This is a genomic window from Pseudomonas sp. W15Feb34 (genome assembly GCF_023127765.1).
GTDB lineage: Bacteria > Pseudomonadota > Gammaproteobacteria > Pseudomonadales > Pseudomonadaceae > Aquipseudomonas > Aquipseudomonas synxantha_A.
In genome coordinates this window covers 130,680-146,058 of record NZ_SPKN01000023.1, presented here as the reverse complement: position 1 = coordinate 146,058, position 15,379 = coordinate 130,680, and the positions used below count along the sequence as shown (strand labels likewise).

General features: G+C 60.6%; 13 protein-coding genes. 8 read left to right on the top strand and 5 right to left on the bottom strand.

Going from position 1 to position 15,379, the window contains the following annotated elements; all coding sequences use genetic code 11:
- Positions 1 to 116: 116 nt before the first annotated feature.
- Positions 117 to 581, bottom strand: coding sequence for a CopD family protein (locus E4O97_RS10540; RefSeq protein ID WP_122735370.1), 465 nt, complete (start codon positions 579 to 581; stop codon positions 117 to 119).
- A 99-nt stretch (positions 582 to 680) separates the two neighbouring features.
- On the opposite strand from E4O97_RS10540, the gene dinG reads away from it, so the two are divergent.
- The 6 genes from dinG (at position 681) to E4O97_RS10510 (ending at position 9,131) form a co-directional block, all read left to right on the top strand.
- A complete protein-coding gene (dinG, locus tag E4O97_RS10535; protein WP_005785803.1) occupies positions 681 to 2,825 on the top strand; it encodes an ATP-dependent DNA helicase DinG in 2,145 nt (714 codons plus the stop codon).
- An 88-nt stretch (positions 2,826 to 2,913) separates the two neighbouring features.
- Positions 2,914 to 5,211, top strand: a complete 2,298-nt coding sequence (locus E4O97_RS10530) for a beta-galactosidase (protein ID WP_248161323.1) — start codon at positions 2,914 to 2,916, stop codon at positions 5,209 to 5,211.
- A gap of 82 nt (positions 5,212 to 5,293) precedes the next feature.
- Positions 5,294 to 6,439 carry an EstA family serine hydrolase gene (locus E4O97_RS10525; protein WP_032881067.1) on the top strand — a complete coding sequence of 382 codons (1,146 nt, stop codon included), beginning with the start codon at positions 5,294 to 5,296 and terminating at the stop codon, positions 6,437 to 6,439.
- 142 nt (positions 6,440 to 6,581) lie between these two features.
- Positions 6,582 to 7,727: an OmpA family protein gene (locus E4O97_RS10520; RefSeq protein ID WP_005785808.1), complete on the top strand. Its 1,146-nt coding sequence runs from the start codon at positions 6,582 to 6,584 to the stop codon at positions 7,725 to 7,727.
- Between the two features lie 27 nt (positions 7,728 to 7,754).
- Positions 7,755 to 8,402: a pyridoxamine 5'-phosphate oxidase gene (gene pdxH, locus E4O97_RS10515; protein WP_032877344.1), complete on the top strand. Its 648-nt coding sequence runs from the start codon at positions 7,755 to 7,757 to the stop codon at positions 8,400 to 8,402.
- A gap of 264 nt (positions 8,403 to 8,666) precedes the next feature.
- Positions 8,667 to 9,131 (top strand): glycine zipper 2TM domain-containing protein, encoded by a 465-nt coding sequence (locus tag E4O97_RS10510; protein ID WP_003189251.1) that lies wholly within the window; start codon positions 8,667 to 8,669, stop codon positions 9,129 to 9,131.
- Positions 9,132 to 9,206: 75 nt separating this feature from the next.
- Here the strand turns inward: E4O97_RS10510 and nhaA are convergent, their stop codons facing one another.
- Entirely contained in the window at positions 9,207 to 10,382 is a 1,176-nt protein-coding gene (gene nhaA / locus E4O97_RS10505) for a Na+/H+ antiporter NhaA (RefSeq protein ID WP_248161321.1), read from the bottom strand.
- A 215-nt stretch (positions 10,383 to 10,597) separates the two neighbouring features.
- On the opposite strand from nhaA, the gene E4O97_RS10500 reads away from it, so the two are divergent.
- Complete coding sequence (locus E4O97_RS10500; RefSeq protein WP_148852410.1) at positions 10,598 to 11,692, top strand: PLP-dependent cysteine synthase family protein; 1,095 nt, start codon at positions 10,598 to 10,600, stop codon at positions 11,690 to 11,692.
- A 123-nt stretch (positions 11,693 to 11,815) separates the two neighbouring features.
- Here the strand turns inward: E4O97_RS10500 and E4O97_RS10495 are convergent, their stop codons facing one another.
- Together E4O97_RS10495 and E4O97_RS10490 are read right to left on the bottom strand one after the other, a co-directional pair.
- On the bottom strand, positions 11,816 to 13,429 hold the full coding sequence (locus E4O97_RS10495) for an NAD(P)/FAD-dependent oxidoreductase (RefSeq protein ID WP_248161319.1): 1,614 nt from the start codon (positions 13,427 to 13,429) through the stop codon (positions 11,816 to 11,818).
- A gap of 106 nt (positions 13,430 to 13,535) precedes the next feature.
- Positions 13,536 to 14,207, bottom strand: coding sequence for a hypothetical protein (locus tag E4O97_RS10490; protein ID WP_005785817.1), 672 nt, complete (start codon positions 14,205 to 14,207; stop codon positions 13,536 to 13,538).
- A gap of 136 nt (positions 14,208 to 14,343) precedes the next feature.
- On the opposite strand from E4O97_RS10490, the gene E4O97_RS10485 reads away from it, so the two are divergent.
- Positions 14,344 to 14,733 (top strand): hypothetical protein, encoded by a 390-nt coding sequence (locus tag E4O97_RS10485; protein ID WP_248090995.1) that lies wholly within the window; start codon positions 14,344 to 14,346, stop codon positions 14,731 to 14,733.
- A 33-nt stretch (positions 14,734 to 14,766) separates the two neighbouring features.
- On the opposite strand, the gene E4O97_RS10480 is transcribed toward E4O97_RS10485, so the two are convergent.
- Positions 14,767 to 15,366, bottom strand: a complete 600-nt coding sequence (locus E4O97_RS10480; RefSeq protein WP_122735386.1) for a short chain dehydrogenase — start codon at positions 15,364 to 15,366, stop codon at positions 14,767 to 14,769.
- Positions 15,367 to 15,379: the final 13 nt, after the last annotated feature.

Sequence of the window (15,379 nt, the reverse complement as noted above, 5' to 3'; positions counted from 1 at the left end):
AAAAGCAGATCAAGATCAAGATCAAGAGCGGCTCGCTTCGCATCGTGGTTACCGTTGGGTACGGCGAACTGTAGTTGTGTAGATATCCACACCCCGATGGCGATGCAAGCCTCGCCTCAGAACATCGGCCGGGCCGAAGCAATCGCCACCACCACCAACCCTACGATCAGATTAATCCCCACCAATTTGCGAATCTGCCCCAGCGCAGCCGCGCCCGCCGGCCAGTCCTCAGCCGCCACCGCCTTGCGCAGTTCCGGGAACTTCAACGCCTGGATACGAATAAACAGCGCGGTCATCACCAGATACAACCCCATCATCACCTGCACATAGCGCGGTGCAGTTTCAAAACCGTTGAAGCGCAGTTGCAGCAAACCAACGCCGCTGATCGGCAAAATCACGACCGCGACCCACACCCACACAAAAAAACGTTGAAACACATTTGCCCACAACTTGAGCCGGGCAGGGCCCTCAAGGGCCGCCATGGCGGCGGGTCGCAGGATCATCCAGGCGAAAAACATACCGCCGACCCAAATCAGGGCGGCCAGTACATGCAGGGTGTAAGCGAGGCTAAACGCGGTCATTGTGGTACTCCGTTCTGCGCGGGATTAATTAGCGGGGTATGATAGCGGCCGATCCGAACCACTGAAAATTTATCCAGCGTTTTTTGCGCCCGACTATCCATGATCAGCACTGAACTCAAAACCACGATCCAGGGCGCCTATTCGCGTTTTCTCGAAGCCAAGAGCTTGAAACCGCGCTACGGCCAACGCCTGATGATCGCCGAAGTGGCGAAAGTCCTCGGGGATATCGACACCGATGACGAAGGTCGCCGCGAGGGCGAACCTGCGGTTGTGGCCGTCGAGGCCGGCACCGGTACTGGCAAGACTGTGGCCTACAGCCTGGCCGCGATCCCCACCGCCAAGGCCGCCGGCAAGCGCCTGGTAATCGCCACCGCCACCGTCGCCCTGCAAGAGCAGATTGTCTACAAAGACTTGCCCGACCTGATGCGCAACAGCGGCTTGAGCTTTACCTTCGCCCTGGCCAAGGGCCGTGGCCGCTACATGTGCCTGTCCAAGCTCGACGTGTTGCTGCAGGAGGGCCATGCGCAAACCGCCACCGCGTCGCTGTTCGAAGAAGAAGGCTTCAAGATCGAGGTCGACGAGGCCAGCCAGAAGCTATTTACCAGCATGATCGAGAAACTGGCCGGCAACAAATGGGACGGCGACCGCGACAGCTGGCCCACCGCCCTGGAGGATTCCGACTGGGCGCGCCTGACCACCGACCACAGCCAGTGCACCAATCGCCATTGCCCCAATTTCGGCCAGTGCGCCTTCTACAAGGCCCGCGAAGGCATGGGCAAGGTGGATGTCATCGTCACCAACCACGACATGGTGCTGGCCGACCTGGCACTGGGCGGCGGCGCGGTGCTGCCCGATCCACGCGACACGCTTTATGTGTTCGACGAAGGTCACCACCTGCCGGACAAAGCCATCGGCCACTTCGCCCATTACACGCGCCTGCGTTCCACTGCCGACTGGCTGGAAACCACTGCCAAGAACCTCACCAAGTTGCTGGCCCAGCATCCGCTGCCCGGCGACCTGGGCAAGCTGATCGAACAGGTGCCGGAACTGGCGCGGGAGATCAAGACCCAACAGCAATTCATGTTCAGCGCCTGCGAACAGGTGGCCGACTTCAAACCCGGCGAAGATGTCGAGGGCCGTGAGCGCCCGCGCCACCGTTTTGTCGGCGGCATGATCCCCGAGCACATGCGCGAAATGGGCATCGAGCTGAAGAAAGGCTTTTCACGCCTGACCGACTTGTTCACCCGCCTTACGGATTTGCTCAAGGAAGGCATGGATGGCGAGGTTAATATCGGTATCGCCAGCAACCAGGCCGAGGAGTGGTACCCGCTGTTCGGCAGCCTGTTGTCCCGCTCCCAGGGCAACTGGGAGCTGTGGACCGCGTTCACCGTGGAAGATCCGGAAGACAACCCGCCCATGGCCCGTTGGCTTACCCTGTCGGAAAGCGGTGCGCTGTTTGATATCGAGGTCAACGCCAGCCCGATCCTCGCCGCTGAAATGCTGCGTCGCAACCTGTGGAACGTGGCCTACGGCTGCCTGGTGACGTCGGCCACGCTGACCGCCCTGGGCACCTTTGATCGCTTCCGTATGCGCGCCGGTTTGCCGAAAAAGGCCGTTACCGCTGTGGTACCGAGCCCGTTTCATCATGCCGATGCCGGTGTGCTGCGCGTACCGGACCTCAAGGCTGACCCTCGGGATGCGGCGGCCCACACGGCGGCGATCATTCGCGATCTGCCGTCACTGGTGGAAGGTTCGCGCGGCACCCTGGTGCTGTTCTCGTCGCGCAAACAGATGCAGGACGTGTTCGATGGCCTCGATCGCGACTGGCGCAAACAGGTGTTTATCCAGGGCAACCTGTCCAAGCAGGAAACCCTGAACAAGCACAAGGCGCGGGTCGACGGCGGTGATTCCAGCGTATTGTTCGGCCTGGCAAGTTTTGCCGAGGGCGTGGACTTGCCTGGCGCTTATTGCGAACACGTGGTGATCGCCAAGATCCCGTTCTCGGTGCCCGATGATCCGGTCGAGGCCGCACTGGCCGAATGGATCGAAGCCCGTGGCGGCAACCCGTTCATGGAAATCTCGGTGCCGGATGCCTCATTGAAGCTGGTGCAGGCCTGCGGGCGCTTGCTGCGCACCGAGCAAGACCGCGGCACCATCACCTTGCTTGACCGCCGCCTGGTCACCCAACGCTATGGCAAAGCTATCCTCAATGCGTTGCCGCCGTTCAGGCGCGAAATTTCTTAAACCCCCGTGGGCGAATTCGCCCACTTTGTGGTCTATCTCATCACTATCACCAGGCCATTCACCGGCCGTTTGGGAGAACCTTGTTCGTATGATTCGCACGCTGCCCGCTCTTTTTGCCTTGCTGTTCGCTGCGCCGTTGATGGCCGCGCCTGCCGGGCAACAAACGCTGTTCAACTTCGTCCGGCCTGCCGATGTGGTCAAGGTGGCGACTCAGGACGCCAGCCTGCCCCAATACAACGCCGAACAAACTCCCGAAGGCGAGGTGCTGCGCCGTATCACCTTCAACCCGGCGGCCGAGCCAAGCCTGGTGCTCAGCCCGCAATCCGGTGTGTGGGACTGGTCGCAATCGAGCGCCATGAGCCTGCGTATCCAGAGCGCGATGAACTGGGCACTGACCCTCTACGTCAAGGTGCAGAGCGCCGACGGCAAGACCCTGGTCAGCCGCATCGACCTGCCGGCCGGGCCTGCGCAGACCCTGCTGGTACCATTGCAAGCCAACTCGCCACTGAGCCAGGGCATGAAGGCTGGCCCGCCGATGCCGATGACCGTGGATGGCCAGCGCGTATTGCTGGCCGGCAGTGCCGGCGAAATCGACCGCAGCCAGGTGGTGTCGGTGACCCTGTCGATGATCAAGCCCAATGCCGCCCAAAGCATCCTGCTGGAGCGCTTTGGCGTGCAGGACAGCGAGCCGGTAACGAAGGCCGCCTACAGCGAATTTGTCGATGCTTTTGGCCAGTCCACCCGGGCGCGCTGGCCGGAAAAGGTCAGCAGCGACGAGCAGCTCAAGGCGTCGGCCGCCAAAGAGCAGCAGCAGCTCAAAACCTGGTTGGCTGAGCGAGACAAATCCTCCCTGGACCAATACGGCGGCTGGAACAAAGGCCCGGCGTTCGATTCCAGCGGCTTTTTCCGCACAGAGAAGCGCGACGGCCGCTGGTATCTGGTGACGCCTGAAGGTCATCCGTTCTATTCACTGGGGGTCAACACCGTGGCTGCGGACAACAGCCAGACCTACGTGGCAGGGCGTGAGTGGATGTTCGCGGCGTTGCCCAAGGCTGGCGAACCCTTCGACAAGTACTACGGCAGCAGCGATAACCGCACCGGCAACGGTGCCGGCGAAGGTCGCGGCTTTGGTTCGGGGCGTTGGTATGACTTTTATGGCGCCAACCTGCAGCGCACTTACGGCGGCGAGGGTTTGGACCAGAAGCGCTGGGTGACGCACACCCTGGACCGTCTGCAAGCCTGGGGTTTCAATACCGTGGGCAACTGGAGCGACGAGGACCTGGCCACTGCCGACCGCGTGCCTTATACCCTGCCGCTGTCGATTGTGGGTGACTACGCGAGCATCAGCACCGGCACCGACTGGTGGGGCGGTATGCCCGATCCGTTCGATCCACGTTTCGCGATGGCCACCGAACGCGCCGTGGCCATCGCCGCTCGTGATCACCGCGACGATCCGTGGTTGATCGGCTTTTTTGCCGACAACGAACTGGCCTGGGCCGGTCCTGGCGACGATGCAAAATCCCGCTACGCCTTGGCTTACGGCACCCTGCGCATGACCACCGATGTTCCGGCCAAGCGCGCCTTCCTCAAGCAGCTGCGTGACAAATATCGCAACGAAGAAGGTCTGTCCAAAGCCTGGGGCATTCAACTGGCGGGTTGGGAACTGATGGAAGACCCAGGCTTCGAACCACCGATGCCCAGCCCTGAACACCCGGAAATCGAAGCTGACTTCAAGTACTTCCAGAAGACCTTCGCCGACGCTTACTTCAAGACCATTTCCGACTCGCTGAAGTGGCACGCGCCGAACCAACTGTTGCTGGGCGGCCGTTTTGCCGTGAGCACCCCGGAAGCAGTGGCGTCGTGCGCTCAGTATTGCGATGTGTTGAGCTTCAACATGTACACCCTAAAACCCCAGGACGGTTATGACTTCGCCGCCCTGCGTGCGCTGGACAAACCGGTGCTGATCACCGAATTCAACTTCGGCTCGGCCGACCGTGGCCCGTTCTGGGGCGGCGTGACGCAATTGGCCCGCGAAGAAGATCGCGGTACGGCGTACGCCACGTTCCTCAAGCAGGCCATGGCCGAGCCGTCGATTGTTGGCGTGCACTGGTTCCAGTACCTGGACCAGCCGGTCACCGGGCGTCTGCTGGATGGCGAAAACGGCCATTTCGGCCTTGTCGGCATCACCGATGTACCTTTCCAGGGCTTCGTTGACAGTGTGCGCAAGAGCAACCTGGCGGCGGTCGACCAGTTGGGCCGTGAGGCGCAAAAAGCCAAGGCGACCCGCACGGCGCGTGAAAGTGAAGGCGCCAAGCAGGGGCAGGGCGGCAAAGGCGCAGGGCAGGGCGCTGGACATGCCGGTGGGCACTCCGGCAACGGTCATTGATTCGTCGTTGACGGGTTCACAAAACCCACAATGGCTGAAAGAATGGCGGCCACTTTTCATGGTGCTTTGCGAGGGGAATCAGGTGCAGATTCAGGGTCATTACGAGCTGCAGTTCGAAGCGGTACGCGAAGCCTTTGCCGCATTGTTCGATGATCCCCAGGAGCGTGGTGCCGGGCTGTGCATCCAGGTAGGCGGGCAAACCGTCGTCGATCTGTGGGCCGGTACTGCCGACAAGGACGGAGCCGAAGCCTGGCACAGCGATACCATCGTCAACCTGTTCTCCTGCACCAAGACCTTCACGGCTGTCACTGCCTTGCAACTGGTGGCCGAAGGCAAGCTCAAGCTTGATGCACCGGTGGCTGACTACTGGCCGGAATTCGCGGCGGCGGGCAAGGAGGCGATCACACTGCGCCAGTTGCTCTGCCACCAGGCCGGGCTGCCGGCCATCCGCGAAATGCTGCCTACCGAAGCCCTGTATGACTGGCAACTGATGGTCGACACCCTGGCGGCCGAGGCGCCGTGGTGGACACCAGGCGAGGGTCATGGCTACGAGGCGATTACCTACGGCTGGCTGGTCGGCGAACTGTTGCGCCGCGCCGATGGGCGCGGGCCGGGTGAGTCGATCGTGGCACGGGTCGCACGGCCGCTGGGGCTGGACTTCCACGTTGGCCTGGCGGATGCAGAGTTTTATCGGGTGGCCCATATAGCGCGCAGCAAGGGCAATATGGGGGATGAAGCCGCGCAACGGTTACTTCAAGTAATGATGCGCGAACCGGCGGCGATGACCACACGGGCATTTGCCAATCCACCATCTATTCTGACCAGTACTAATAAGCCCGAATGGCGACGCATGCAGCAGCCCGCGGCAAATGGTCACGGTAATGCGCGCAGCCTGGCCGGGTTTTATAGCGGTTTGTTGGACGGTAGTTTGCTGGAAAGCGACATGCTCGAACAATTGACCCGTGAACACAGTATTGGGCCGGATAAAACCTTATTGACCCAAACCCGTTTCGGCCTGGGCTGCATGTTGGATCAACCGCAGCTGCCCAATGCCACGTTCGGCCTCGGGCCACGTGCTTTCGGGCATCCCGGCGCAGGGGGCTCAGTGGGTTTTGCCGACCCTGAACATGATGTAGCGTTCGGTTTTGTGACTAATACCCTGGGCCCTTACGTACTTATGGACCCGCGTGCGCAGAAGTTGGTCGGAATATTGGCCGGTTGTCTATAAACCCCTTGCTGTTTCACAATTTTTTGTTACAAAGGCAAGTATAAAAAGATGCTGAACGACATGTTGTAACTTGAATGTTCTTTAAGCGTCTGTTTAACGGGTCATCAGGCCCCCTGGTTTTTTCTCATTTTGTGGATATCTCATGTTATCGAACAAGTCCTTGGCACTGGCGCTGTGCCTCACTATTACAGGTTGCGCACAAACTCCACAAAATGATGCCGAAGGTGGGCATTGGTGGTCATTTGGATCGGACAAGGCTGCGACCAAGGACGCAGTGACCCAAACCGACGCCAAGCCGGATGCCAAACCAGCTGCCGGCGCCAAGCCTGTTGAACCTGTCGCCGCTGCTGCTGCACCTGCTTCGCCCGCCAAGGCTGATACCGGCTACAGCTGGTGGCCGTTCTCCACCAAGAGTGCCGAAGAAAAAGCCGCCGATGCCAAGGCCGACCTGAAAGCCGACCTGAAGGCCGCAACCCCGACTTCCGACGCGGCACCTGTCGTCGCCAAGACCGACGCCGAACCCCGCTGGTGGTGGCCGTTCGAAAGCAAGCCAAAGCCGTTGGCCAAGGTCGACGTGACCAATGTGCCAATGCCTGACCCGAAAATCACCCAAGCCTGGCTGGACGACTACGAGCCACGCCTGCGCGAGGCCATCAAGGGCAGTTCGCTGCAACTGGAGCGTCGCGACAACGTGCTGGTCGTGATTGCCCCGGTAGACGGTTCCTACAACCCGAAGCGTCCGGCGATGCTGCTGCCGGTGACTTTGGGCCCGTTCACTCGTGTGGCCAAGGCCGTTGAGGCTGATCCCAAGACCGCCGTACTGGTTCTGGGCCACGTCGATGCCACCGGCAGCGCTCCTGCGAGCCAGGCGTTGAGCAAGGAGCGTGCGCAGTCGATTGCTTCGATCTTCAGCCTCAGTGGTTTGAAGCAGGACCGCTTGATGCTGCGTGGCATGGGCGACCTTATGCCGCGTGCCGCCAACGACAGCAACCAGGGGCGTGCGCTGAATCGTCGCATGGAAATCATGTTCACTCAGCGTACAACGATGCTTGCACTGCTGAGCCAGTACAATTCGGGCAAGACGCCACCGGTTGCTGAAATGGTTGCCGTGCAGAATGCTCCAGCCCCGGCACCAGCGGCAAAAGCACCAGCCAAGAAGGCTCCGGCCAAGAAAGCGGCCGCCAAGCCAGCGGCTAAAAAGGCCGCGGCCAAACCTGCTGCGAAGAAGCCGGCTGCAACCAAAGCCAAGGCTGCTGCACCCGCTTCGAACGACCAGGCGAAAAACTGAGCCGTTGAACCATAAGGATAAAGCCGCATGACCCAGGCACTGGCTGATATGCGCCGTGACTACACACGGGACGGTTTGAGCGAGGCCCAGGCCCCCGGCGAGCCGTTTGCGTTGTTCCACCAATGGTTTGGCGACGCGGTGAAAACCGAACAGCCGCCGGTGGAGGCCAATGCCATGACCCTGGCGACGGTCGACCAGGACGGTCGCCCGCACTGTCGCATCCTGTTGCTCAAGGGCCTGGATGCACAGGGCTTTACCTTCTTCACCAACTACCAGAGCGCCAAGGGTGAGCAACTTGCGGCGCGGCCGTTTGCGGCCATGACGTTCTTCTGGCCGACCCTGGAACGCCAGGTGCGTATTGAAGGGCGCGTGGTCAAGGTCACCCCTGAAGAGTCGGATGCCTATTACCAGGTGCGCCCGTTGGGCAGCCGCCTCGGCGCCTGGGCATCCCCGCAGAGCAGGGTCATTCGTGACCGTGAAGAGCTGCACGATCTGCTCAAGGCCACCGAACAGCGTTTCAGCGATACCCAGCCCGATTGCCCCGAGCATTGGGGTGGGTACCGTTTGCTGCCCGAGCGCATCGAGTTCTGGCAGGGCCGCGCCAGCCGCCTGCATGATCGTCTCAACTATCGTGTACAAGACGCTCAATGGATCCGCGAGCGTCTGGCGCCCTGAGCGTCACCTTTCGTCATTGCGCCTGAATCATGCCCATTGCGCCGACGTCTCTATTCAGGAGACTTCGGCGCTTTTGATTGTGCGGCTACAATGATCAAGCAGCTGATGGCACCGTTGCGCACCACAGTTAGGCTACCGTTGGTCGTGTTTTCTGGTGCTGGCAGTCTGTACTCAGGCTGAATGAAAGCAATTTTCTGCCCGGCTTGCCGTGACAGGCGCCAAGCCACAGCGTTTAATGAATACCTGTCCTTTGGAGTTGATGCTATGCGTAAGTCCGTTTTACTAGTTGCCTGCTTTACCACCCTGTCATTGCTGTTGGGTGGCTGCGCCTCGAGTCTGACCGGCGACTCGTACTCCCGTGATGAGGCGCGTCGCGTTCAGACCGTGCGCATGGGTACCATCGAATCCCTGCGTCCGGTGAAAATCGAAGGCACCAAGACCCCAATCGGCGGCGCTGCTGGCGCAGTCATCGGTGGTGTTGGCGGCAGCGCCATCGGTGGCGGCCGTGGCAGCATCGTCACCGCTGTAATCGGCGCGGTCGCGGGCGGCCTGCTGGGCTCGGCCACCGAAGAAGGCCTGACCCGCACCCAGGGCGTGGAAATCACCGTGCGCGAAGACGACGGCAGCATGCGCGCCTACGTACAAGCCGTGCAGGAAAATGAAATCTTCCGCATCGGTGACCGCGTACGCATCATGACCGTTGACGGTACCAGCCGCGTTACTCGCTAAGCGGTAAGTAATCGGGCAAAGAAAACCCCAACCGGGTGACCGGTTGGGGTTTTTTTATGCTGCTTTCCCAGGGGCTCAGGCTTTTTTGCGACTCGCCATCGCCGTCACCGCATACCCGATAAAGGCTGCCAGGATCGATCCGGTCAGAATCCCCATGCGGTCTTCACCGGCAAACTCGCTGGCACCCGGCACAAACGCCAGGGAGCCGACAAACAGGCTCATGGTGAAGCCGATACCGCACAGAACAGCCACGCCAAGAACCTGACCCCAGTTGGCGCCGCTGGGCAGGGACGCGATACCCGTCTTGATCGCCAGCCAAGTGAGGCCGAACACACCGATGGTCTTGCCGATCAACAGGCCGGCGGCGATGCCCATGGGCACGGAATGGGTGAAGCTCTCCAGGCTCACGCCGGTGAGGGAAACCCCGGCATTGGCGAACGCGAACAACGGCAGGATGGCGTAGGCCACCCACGGGTGCAGGGCGTGCTCCAGGGTCAGCAGCGGTGAGGTTTCGGCATTCCGGGTGCGCAGTGGAATGCAGAATGCCAGGGTCACACCGGCCAGTGTGGCATGCACACCGCTCTTGAGTACGCACACCCACAGGATCAGGCCGATGATCAGGTAAGGCCCAAGCTTGATCACGCCCAGGCGATTCATCGCAATCAAGGCAAGCAAGCAAGCCCCCGCGCCCGCCAGGGACGCGCCGGACAAGTCAGCGGAATAGAACAGCGCGATGACGATGATGGCGCCGAGGTCATCAATGATTGCCAGGGTCATCAGGAACAACTTCAGCGACACCGGTACGCGCTTGCCCAGCAGTGCCAGCACGCCCAGAGCGAACGCGATATCCGTGGCCATCGGGATCGCCCAGCCGGCGAGGGCGGCCGGGTTGTCCTTGTTCAGCGCCCAGTAGATCAGCGCCGGCACCACCATGCCGCCTATGGCCGCTGCGCCGGGCAGCACAACCTGGGAAGGCTTGGAGAGGTGACCATCGAGCAGTTCGCGTTTGACCTCCAGGCCGATCAACAGGAAAAACAGAGCCATCAGGCCGTCGTTGATCCACAGCAGTGCCGGCTTGGCGATTTTCAACGCGCCGACCTGGGCAACCACAGGTGTATCGAGAAACGCGTTGTACAAGTGCGACAACGGTGAGTTGTTGATGATCAGCGCCAAAGCGGCAGCGGCGATCAACAACAGACCACTGGCGGCTTCCAGCTGGAAGAAACGAGTAAAAGTGCTACGCAGAGGCAAGGGATGCTCTCCATTTGAGGTTCAATAGGTGGGTACCCTAACCCGTACAGTTAGTTGTTAAAACAAAAGTTATATTCTTATTTGTTATAAGAGATGAGTCGGGTTGTAGATGCGTAAAAGACTAGCAGTTGTGTGTCAAATTGAGTCGGTACTGTATCTGTGTGAGGTGTACGAAACATCTTAAGATTCAGGCTGAAAACCTTAGAGAGTCCACCATGAGCGACCACCGTACCTGGGCCCGCGAAGCCATTCGCATCATTGAAGCGGACTTCCAGCGGAGCGCCGACACCCACCTGATCCCGTTGCCGTTACCTGGGTTGCCCGGCATCGAGTTGTACTTCAAGGACGAATCCAGCCACCCCACAGGCAGCCTGAAACACCGGCTGGCTCGCTCGCTGTTTTTGTACGCGCTGTGCAATGGATGGCTCAAGCCGGGCGCCCCGGTGATCGAAGCGTCCAGCGGTTCCACAGCCATCTCTGAAGCCTACTTCGCTCGCCTGTTGGGGTTGCCGTTCATTGCCGTCATGCCGGCCACCACCTCCCAGGAAAAGATCGCCCAGATCGCCTTCTACGGTGGCAAGAGCCATCTGGTTCAGGACCCGACGCAGATCTACGCCGAATCCGAACGCCTGGCCCAGGAAAGTGGTGGTCACTTCATGGACCAGTTCACCTACGCCGAGCGTGCTACCGACTGGCGCGCAAACAACAACATTGCCGAATCGATCTTCCAGCAGATGCGCTTCGAGCAGCACCCGGAGCCCAGTTGGTTGATTTCCAGCCCCGGCACTGGCGGCACCACCGCGACACTGGGCCGCTACGTACGTTATCGCCAGCATTGCACCCGCGTGCTGTGTGCCGATGCCGAGCGCTCGGTGTTTTTCGACTTCTACCAGAGCGGCGACGCCAGCCTGCGCCTGGAGTGTGGTTCGCGAATCGAAGGGATTGGTCGCCCGCGTGTCGAGGCGTCGTTTCTGCCGGCGGTGATTGATGCGATGGTCAAGGTGCCAGACGCCTTGTCATTGGCGGCGATGCATTACCTGGCTGGGCGTTTGGGACGACGGGTCGGCGGTTCCAGCGGGACCAACCTGATCGGCGCGTTGGTAGCAGCGCACCAGATGAAAGCGGCGGGAGAATCGGGCTCGATCGTAGCGATCTTGTGTGATGGCGGCGAGCGTTATGCCACGACCTATTACGATCAGGCGTGGTTGGCGGGGCAGGGGTATGAGTTGGATGGGTTGGTTGCGGCGGTGGCTGCGAGTGTCGAGCAGGGCGAGTCGCTGCCCGAAACGATCCTGCGCGCCAATATCTGACCCGGCGCAAATCAAAATGTGGGAGGGGGCTTGCTCCCGATTGCGGTGTGTCAGTCAAAAATACTGTGACTGAACCACTGCTATCGGGAGCAAGCCCCTCCCACATTTTTCACTACAGTGTTCTCAGGCTTCGATGCCCAACATATCCCGCGCCAACGCCTCGGCAATCCGAATCCCGTCGACACCTGCCGACAGAATCCCACCGGCGTAACCCGCGCCTTCCCCGGCCGGGAACAGGCCTTTGACGTTTAGGCTCTGCATCGACTCATCGCGGGTAATGCGCAAGGGTGACGAAGTGCGAGTCTCGATGCCGGTCAACACCGCATCGTGCAGCGAATAGCCTTTGATCTGCTTTTCGAACGCCGGCAACGCTTCGCGGATGGCTTCGATGGCAAAGTCCGGCAAGGCCAGGGCCAGGTCGCCCATTGACACGCCGGGCTTGTAGGACGGCTCCACACTGCCGATGGCAGTGGACGGTCTGCCGGCGATAAAGTCCCCCACCAGTTGCGCCGGTGCCTCGTAGTTGCTGCCGCCGAGGATATAGGCGTGGGACTCCAGGCGCTCCTGCAATTCGATACCGGCCAGCGGGCCGCCCGGGTAATCCACCTCGGGGGTGATGCCGACCACGATGCCGGAGTTGGCGTTGCGTTCATTACGCGAATACTGACTCATGCCGTTTGTCACGACGCGGTTCGGTTCTGAGGTCGCAGCCACCACGGTACCGCCAGGGCACATGCAGAAACTGTAGACCGAGCGACCATTCTTGGCGTGGTGCACCAGCTTGTAGTCCGCTGCGCCCAGTTTCGGATGGCCTGCGTATTTGCCCAGGCGTGCGGCGTCGATCAGCGACTGCGGGTGTTCGATACGGAAACCCACCGAGAACGGCTTGGCTTCCATGTACACGCCGCGATCATGGAGCATACGGAAGGTGTCACGGGCACTGTGGCCCAGGGCAAGAATCACGTGCCTGGAAAGGATCTGCTCGCCGCCGTCGATGACCACGCCGTTCAACTGTCCGTCTTCGATCAACACATCCGTGACCCGTTGTTCAAAGCGCACTTCACCGCCCAGGGCGATGATTTGCTCGCGCATGTTCTCTACCACGCCGGTCAGGCGGAAAGTGCCGATATGCGGCTTGCTGACATAGAGAATCTCTTCCGGTGCACCGGCCTTGACGAACTCGTGCAGCACTTTGCGGCCGTGGAATTTCGGGTCCTTGATCTGGCTGTACAGCTTGCCGTCGGAGAAGGTCCCGGCACCGCCTTCACCGAACTGCACGTTGGACTCGGGGTTGAGCACGCTTTTACGCCACAGGCCCCAGGTGTCCTTGGTGCGTTGGCGCACTTCCTTGCCGCGTTCGAGGATGATCGGCTTGAAGCCCATCTGCGCCAGCAGCAGCCCGGCGAAGATCCCGCAGGGGCCAAAACCCACCACGATCGGTCGTTCAACCAAGCCTGCCGGCGCCTGGCCCACGACCTTGTAGCTGACATCCGGCGCGGGATTGACGTTGCGGTCATCGGCAAACTTGAGCAGCAGGGCGGGTTCGCCCTTGACGTTCAGGTCGACGGTGTAGATGAAGCACAGCTCCGACGACTTTTTACGGGCGTCGTAGCTGCGTTTGAACAGGGTGAAATCGAGCAGGTCATCACTGGCGATGCCCAGGCGCTGCACGATGGCAGGCCGCAGGTCTTCTTCGGGATGGTCGATGGGCAGCTTGAGTTCGGTGATTCGTAACATGACAGGATCCGGTAGGCGGCGGGCAAGGAGGCCGGCTGTTTTGCAAACCGGCGATTATAAGCCCCAAAGGTGGTTTTCCGTCAGGTTAAAACAGCCCAAGGCACAATCAGTCGTCCCGGGAGCCGCCAAACGCCGCGCAGCCACGCTGCACCTGGCCGTTCACCCGCAACTCGGCGCTCATGTGTTGCAGGCTGCCGCTCACGCTGTCGACGCAGCGCTGGGGCGCCACCCACAGTTCGATGTGCTGGTTATTGGCTTCGGTCATCAGGTTGAAGCGCCCATCGCCCAGTTGTTCTTCGACGTAGGGCACCGCCAGCGGTGGCTGGCCTTCGCGTTCCAGCACCATGCCCTTGGCTGTGACATTCATTGCCCAGGCCGGCTTATGGCCGTTGGCGCGCAGGATCATGCGCTTGAAGTCCGGATCGTCGCAGGCTGAGGTCGAGCGCTCTACGCGATAGAGTTGTTGCAGGTCGAGCGAACCCTGGGTGCCGCTGGCAACCCCGGAAAACTTGCCGCGCAGGTCGGCAAACAACGCGCCTTGCTGGCCGGCCAGGGACGCGGCTTCCTGCAGGATGCTGGTGCCGCCGGTGTCGTTGACCACATAGTTGCGTTTGTCGCCGCACGGTTGGAACAACAATTTGCCCTCCACAGCGGTCAACTCACCCTGCATACGGGTCAGCCCGGCAGTAGACGGTTTGGCCGGCTCGCTCTCGAACATCTGGCAAGCGGTGAACAGGGGCAGCAGGGCAAGCAGTGCAAGAGTACGGGCGGCGCGCATTGATCGGGTCTCCAAAACAAGTGCCGCCACGTTACGCAGCCTCGCGTCGCACCACAAGTCTGTAAACAGCTCGAAACCAATACCTGCGGCATACGTCAGCCTTTAAGCCTTTACTGATGCAAGGACGGGGGGCGGTATGCAAGGGTTGATGACTTTGCCTGGGAGCGTTGCGATGACAAATAAATGGAGCGCATATGGACTGCTGTTTGTCAGCGTTTCGGTGTTTGCTGAGGACGCCGCGAGGTTGGAGTATTGGTCGGCTAATGACTTCACCGAGATCTCGCTTGAACTCAAGAGTATCCACAATCTGAATGCGGATACCGTATCGGCCAGCATTACGTTAAGCGAAGAGGCCAAGGCGCGTACCACAGCCATTACCACGCTGACCTACGGAAAGCAGATGACGCTTTATATCGATGGTCGCCGTTTATACACCAGCCACGTTCAAGGGATTATGGGGGGCAGCTTCAGAGTAGCCGTGCCCAAAGACTTGGCTGCGGAATGGGCAACTCGGTACCTGCACTAAAGGTGGCAGGTACCGAGAACCTTCTTTGGCAGGTCAGCCCACGATAAAGGTCTGCCCTGTCTGCAAGCCCTCGACACTCTTCGCGTAGGCCAACGCCACATCTGCACCAGGCACCGGTTTGTACCCACGAAAGTATGGAGCGTAGCTGCCCATGGCTTCCAACAGCACTGTCGGGCTCACCGAATTGACACGCAAGCCCCGTGGCAACTCGATCGCCGCGGCTTTGACAAAGGCATCCAGCGCGCCGTTGACCAGCGCGGCCGAGGCACCGGTACGGATCGGGTCGCGGTTGAGAATGCCGCTGGTGAACGTAAACGAGGCACCGTCATTGGCGTATTCGCGTCCGATCAGCAGCAGGTTGACCTGGCCCATCAGCTTGTCACGCAGGCCCAGTTCGAAATCGCTGTCGCTCATCTCTCCCAGTGCCACGAAGTTCACACTGCCTGCGGCGCAGATCAGGGCGTCGAACTTGCCGGTCTGCTCGAACAGCCTGCGTATCGAGGCGCTATCGCTGATGTCCACCTGGAAGTCGCCGCTGGTACGGCCGATGCTGATCACTTCGTGGCGTTGCGCCAACTCTGCCTTGACCGCTGAACCTATGGTGCCGCTGGCACCAATCAATAGGATTTTCATCGTGCTGTTCCTC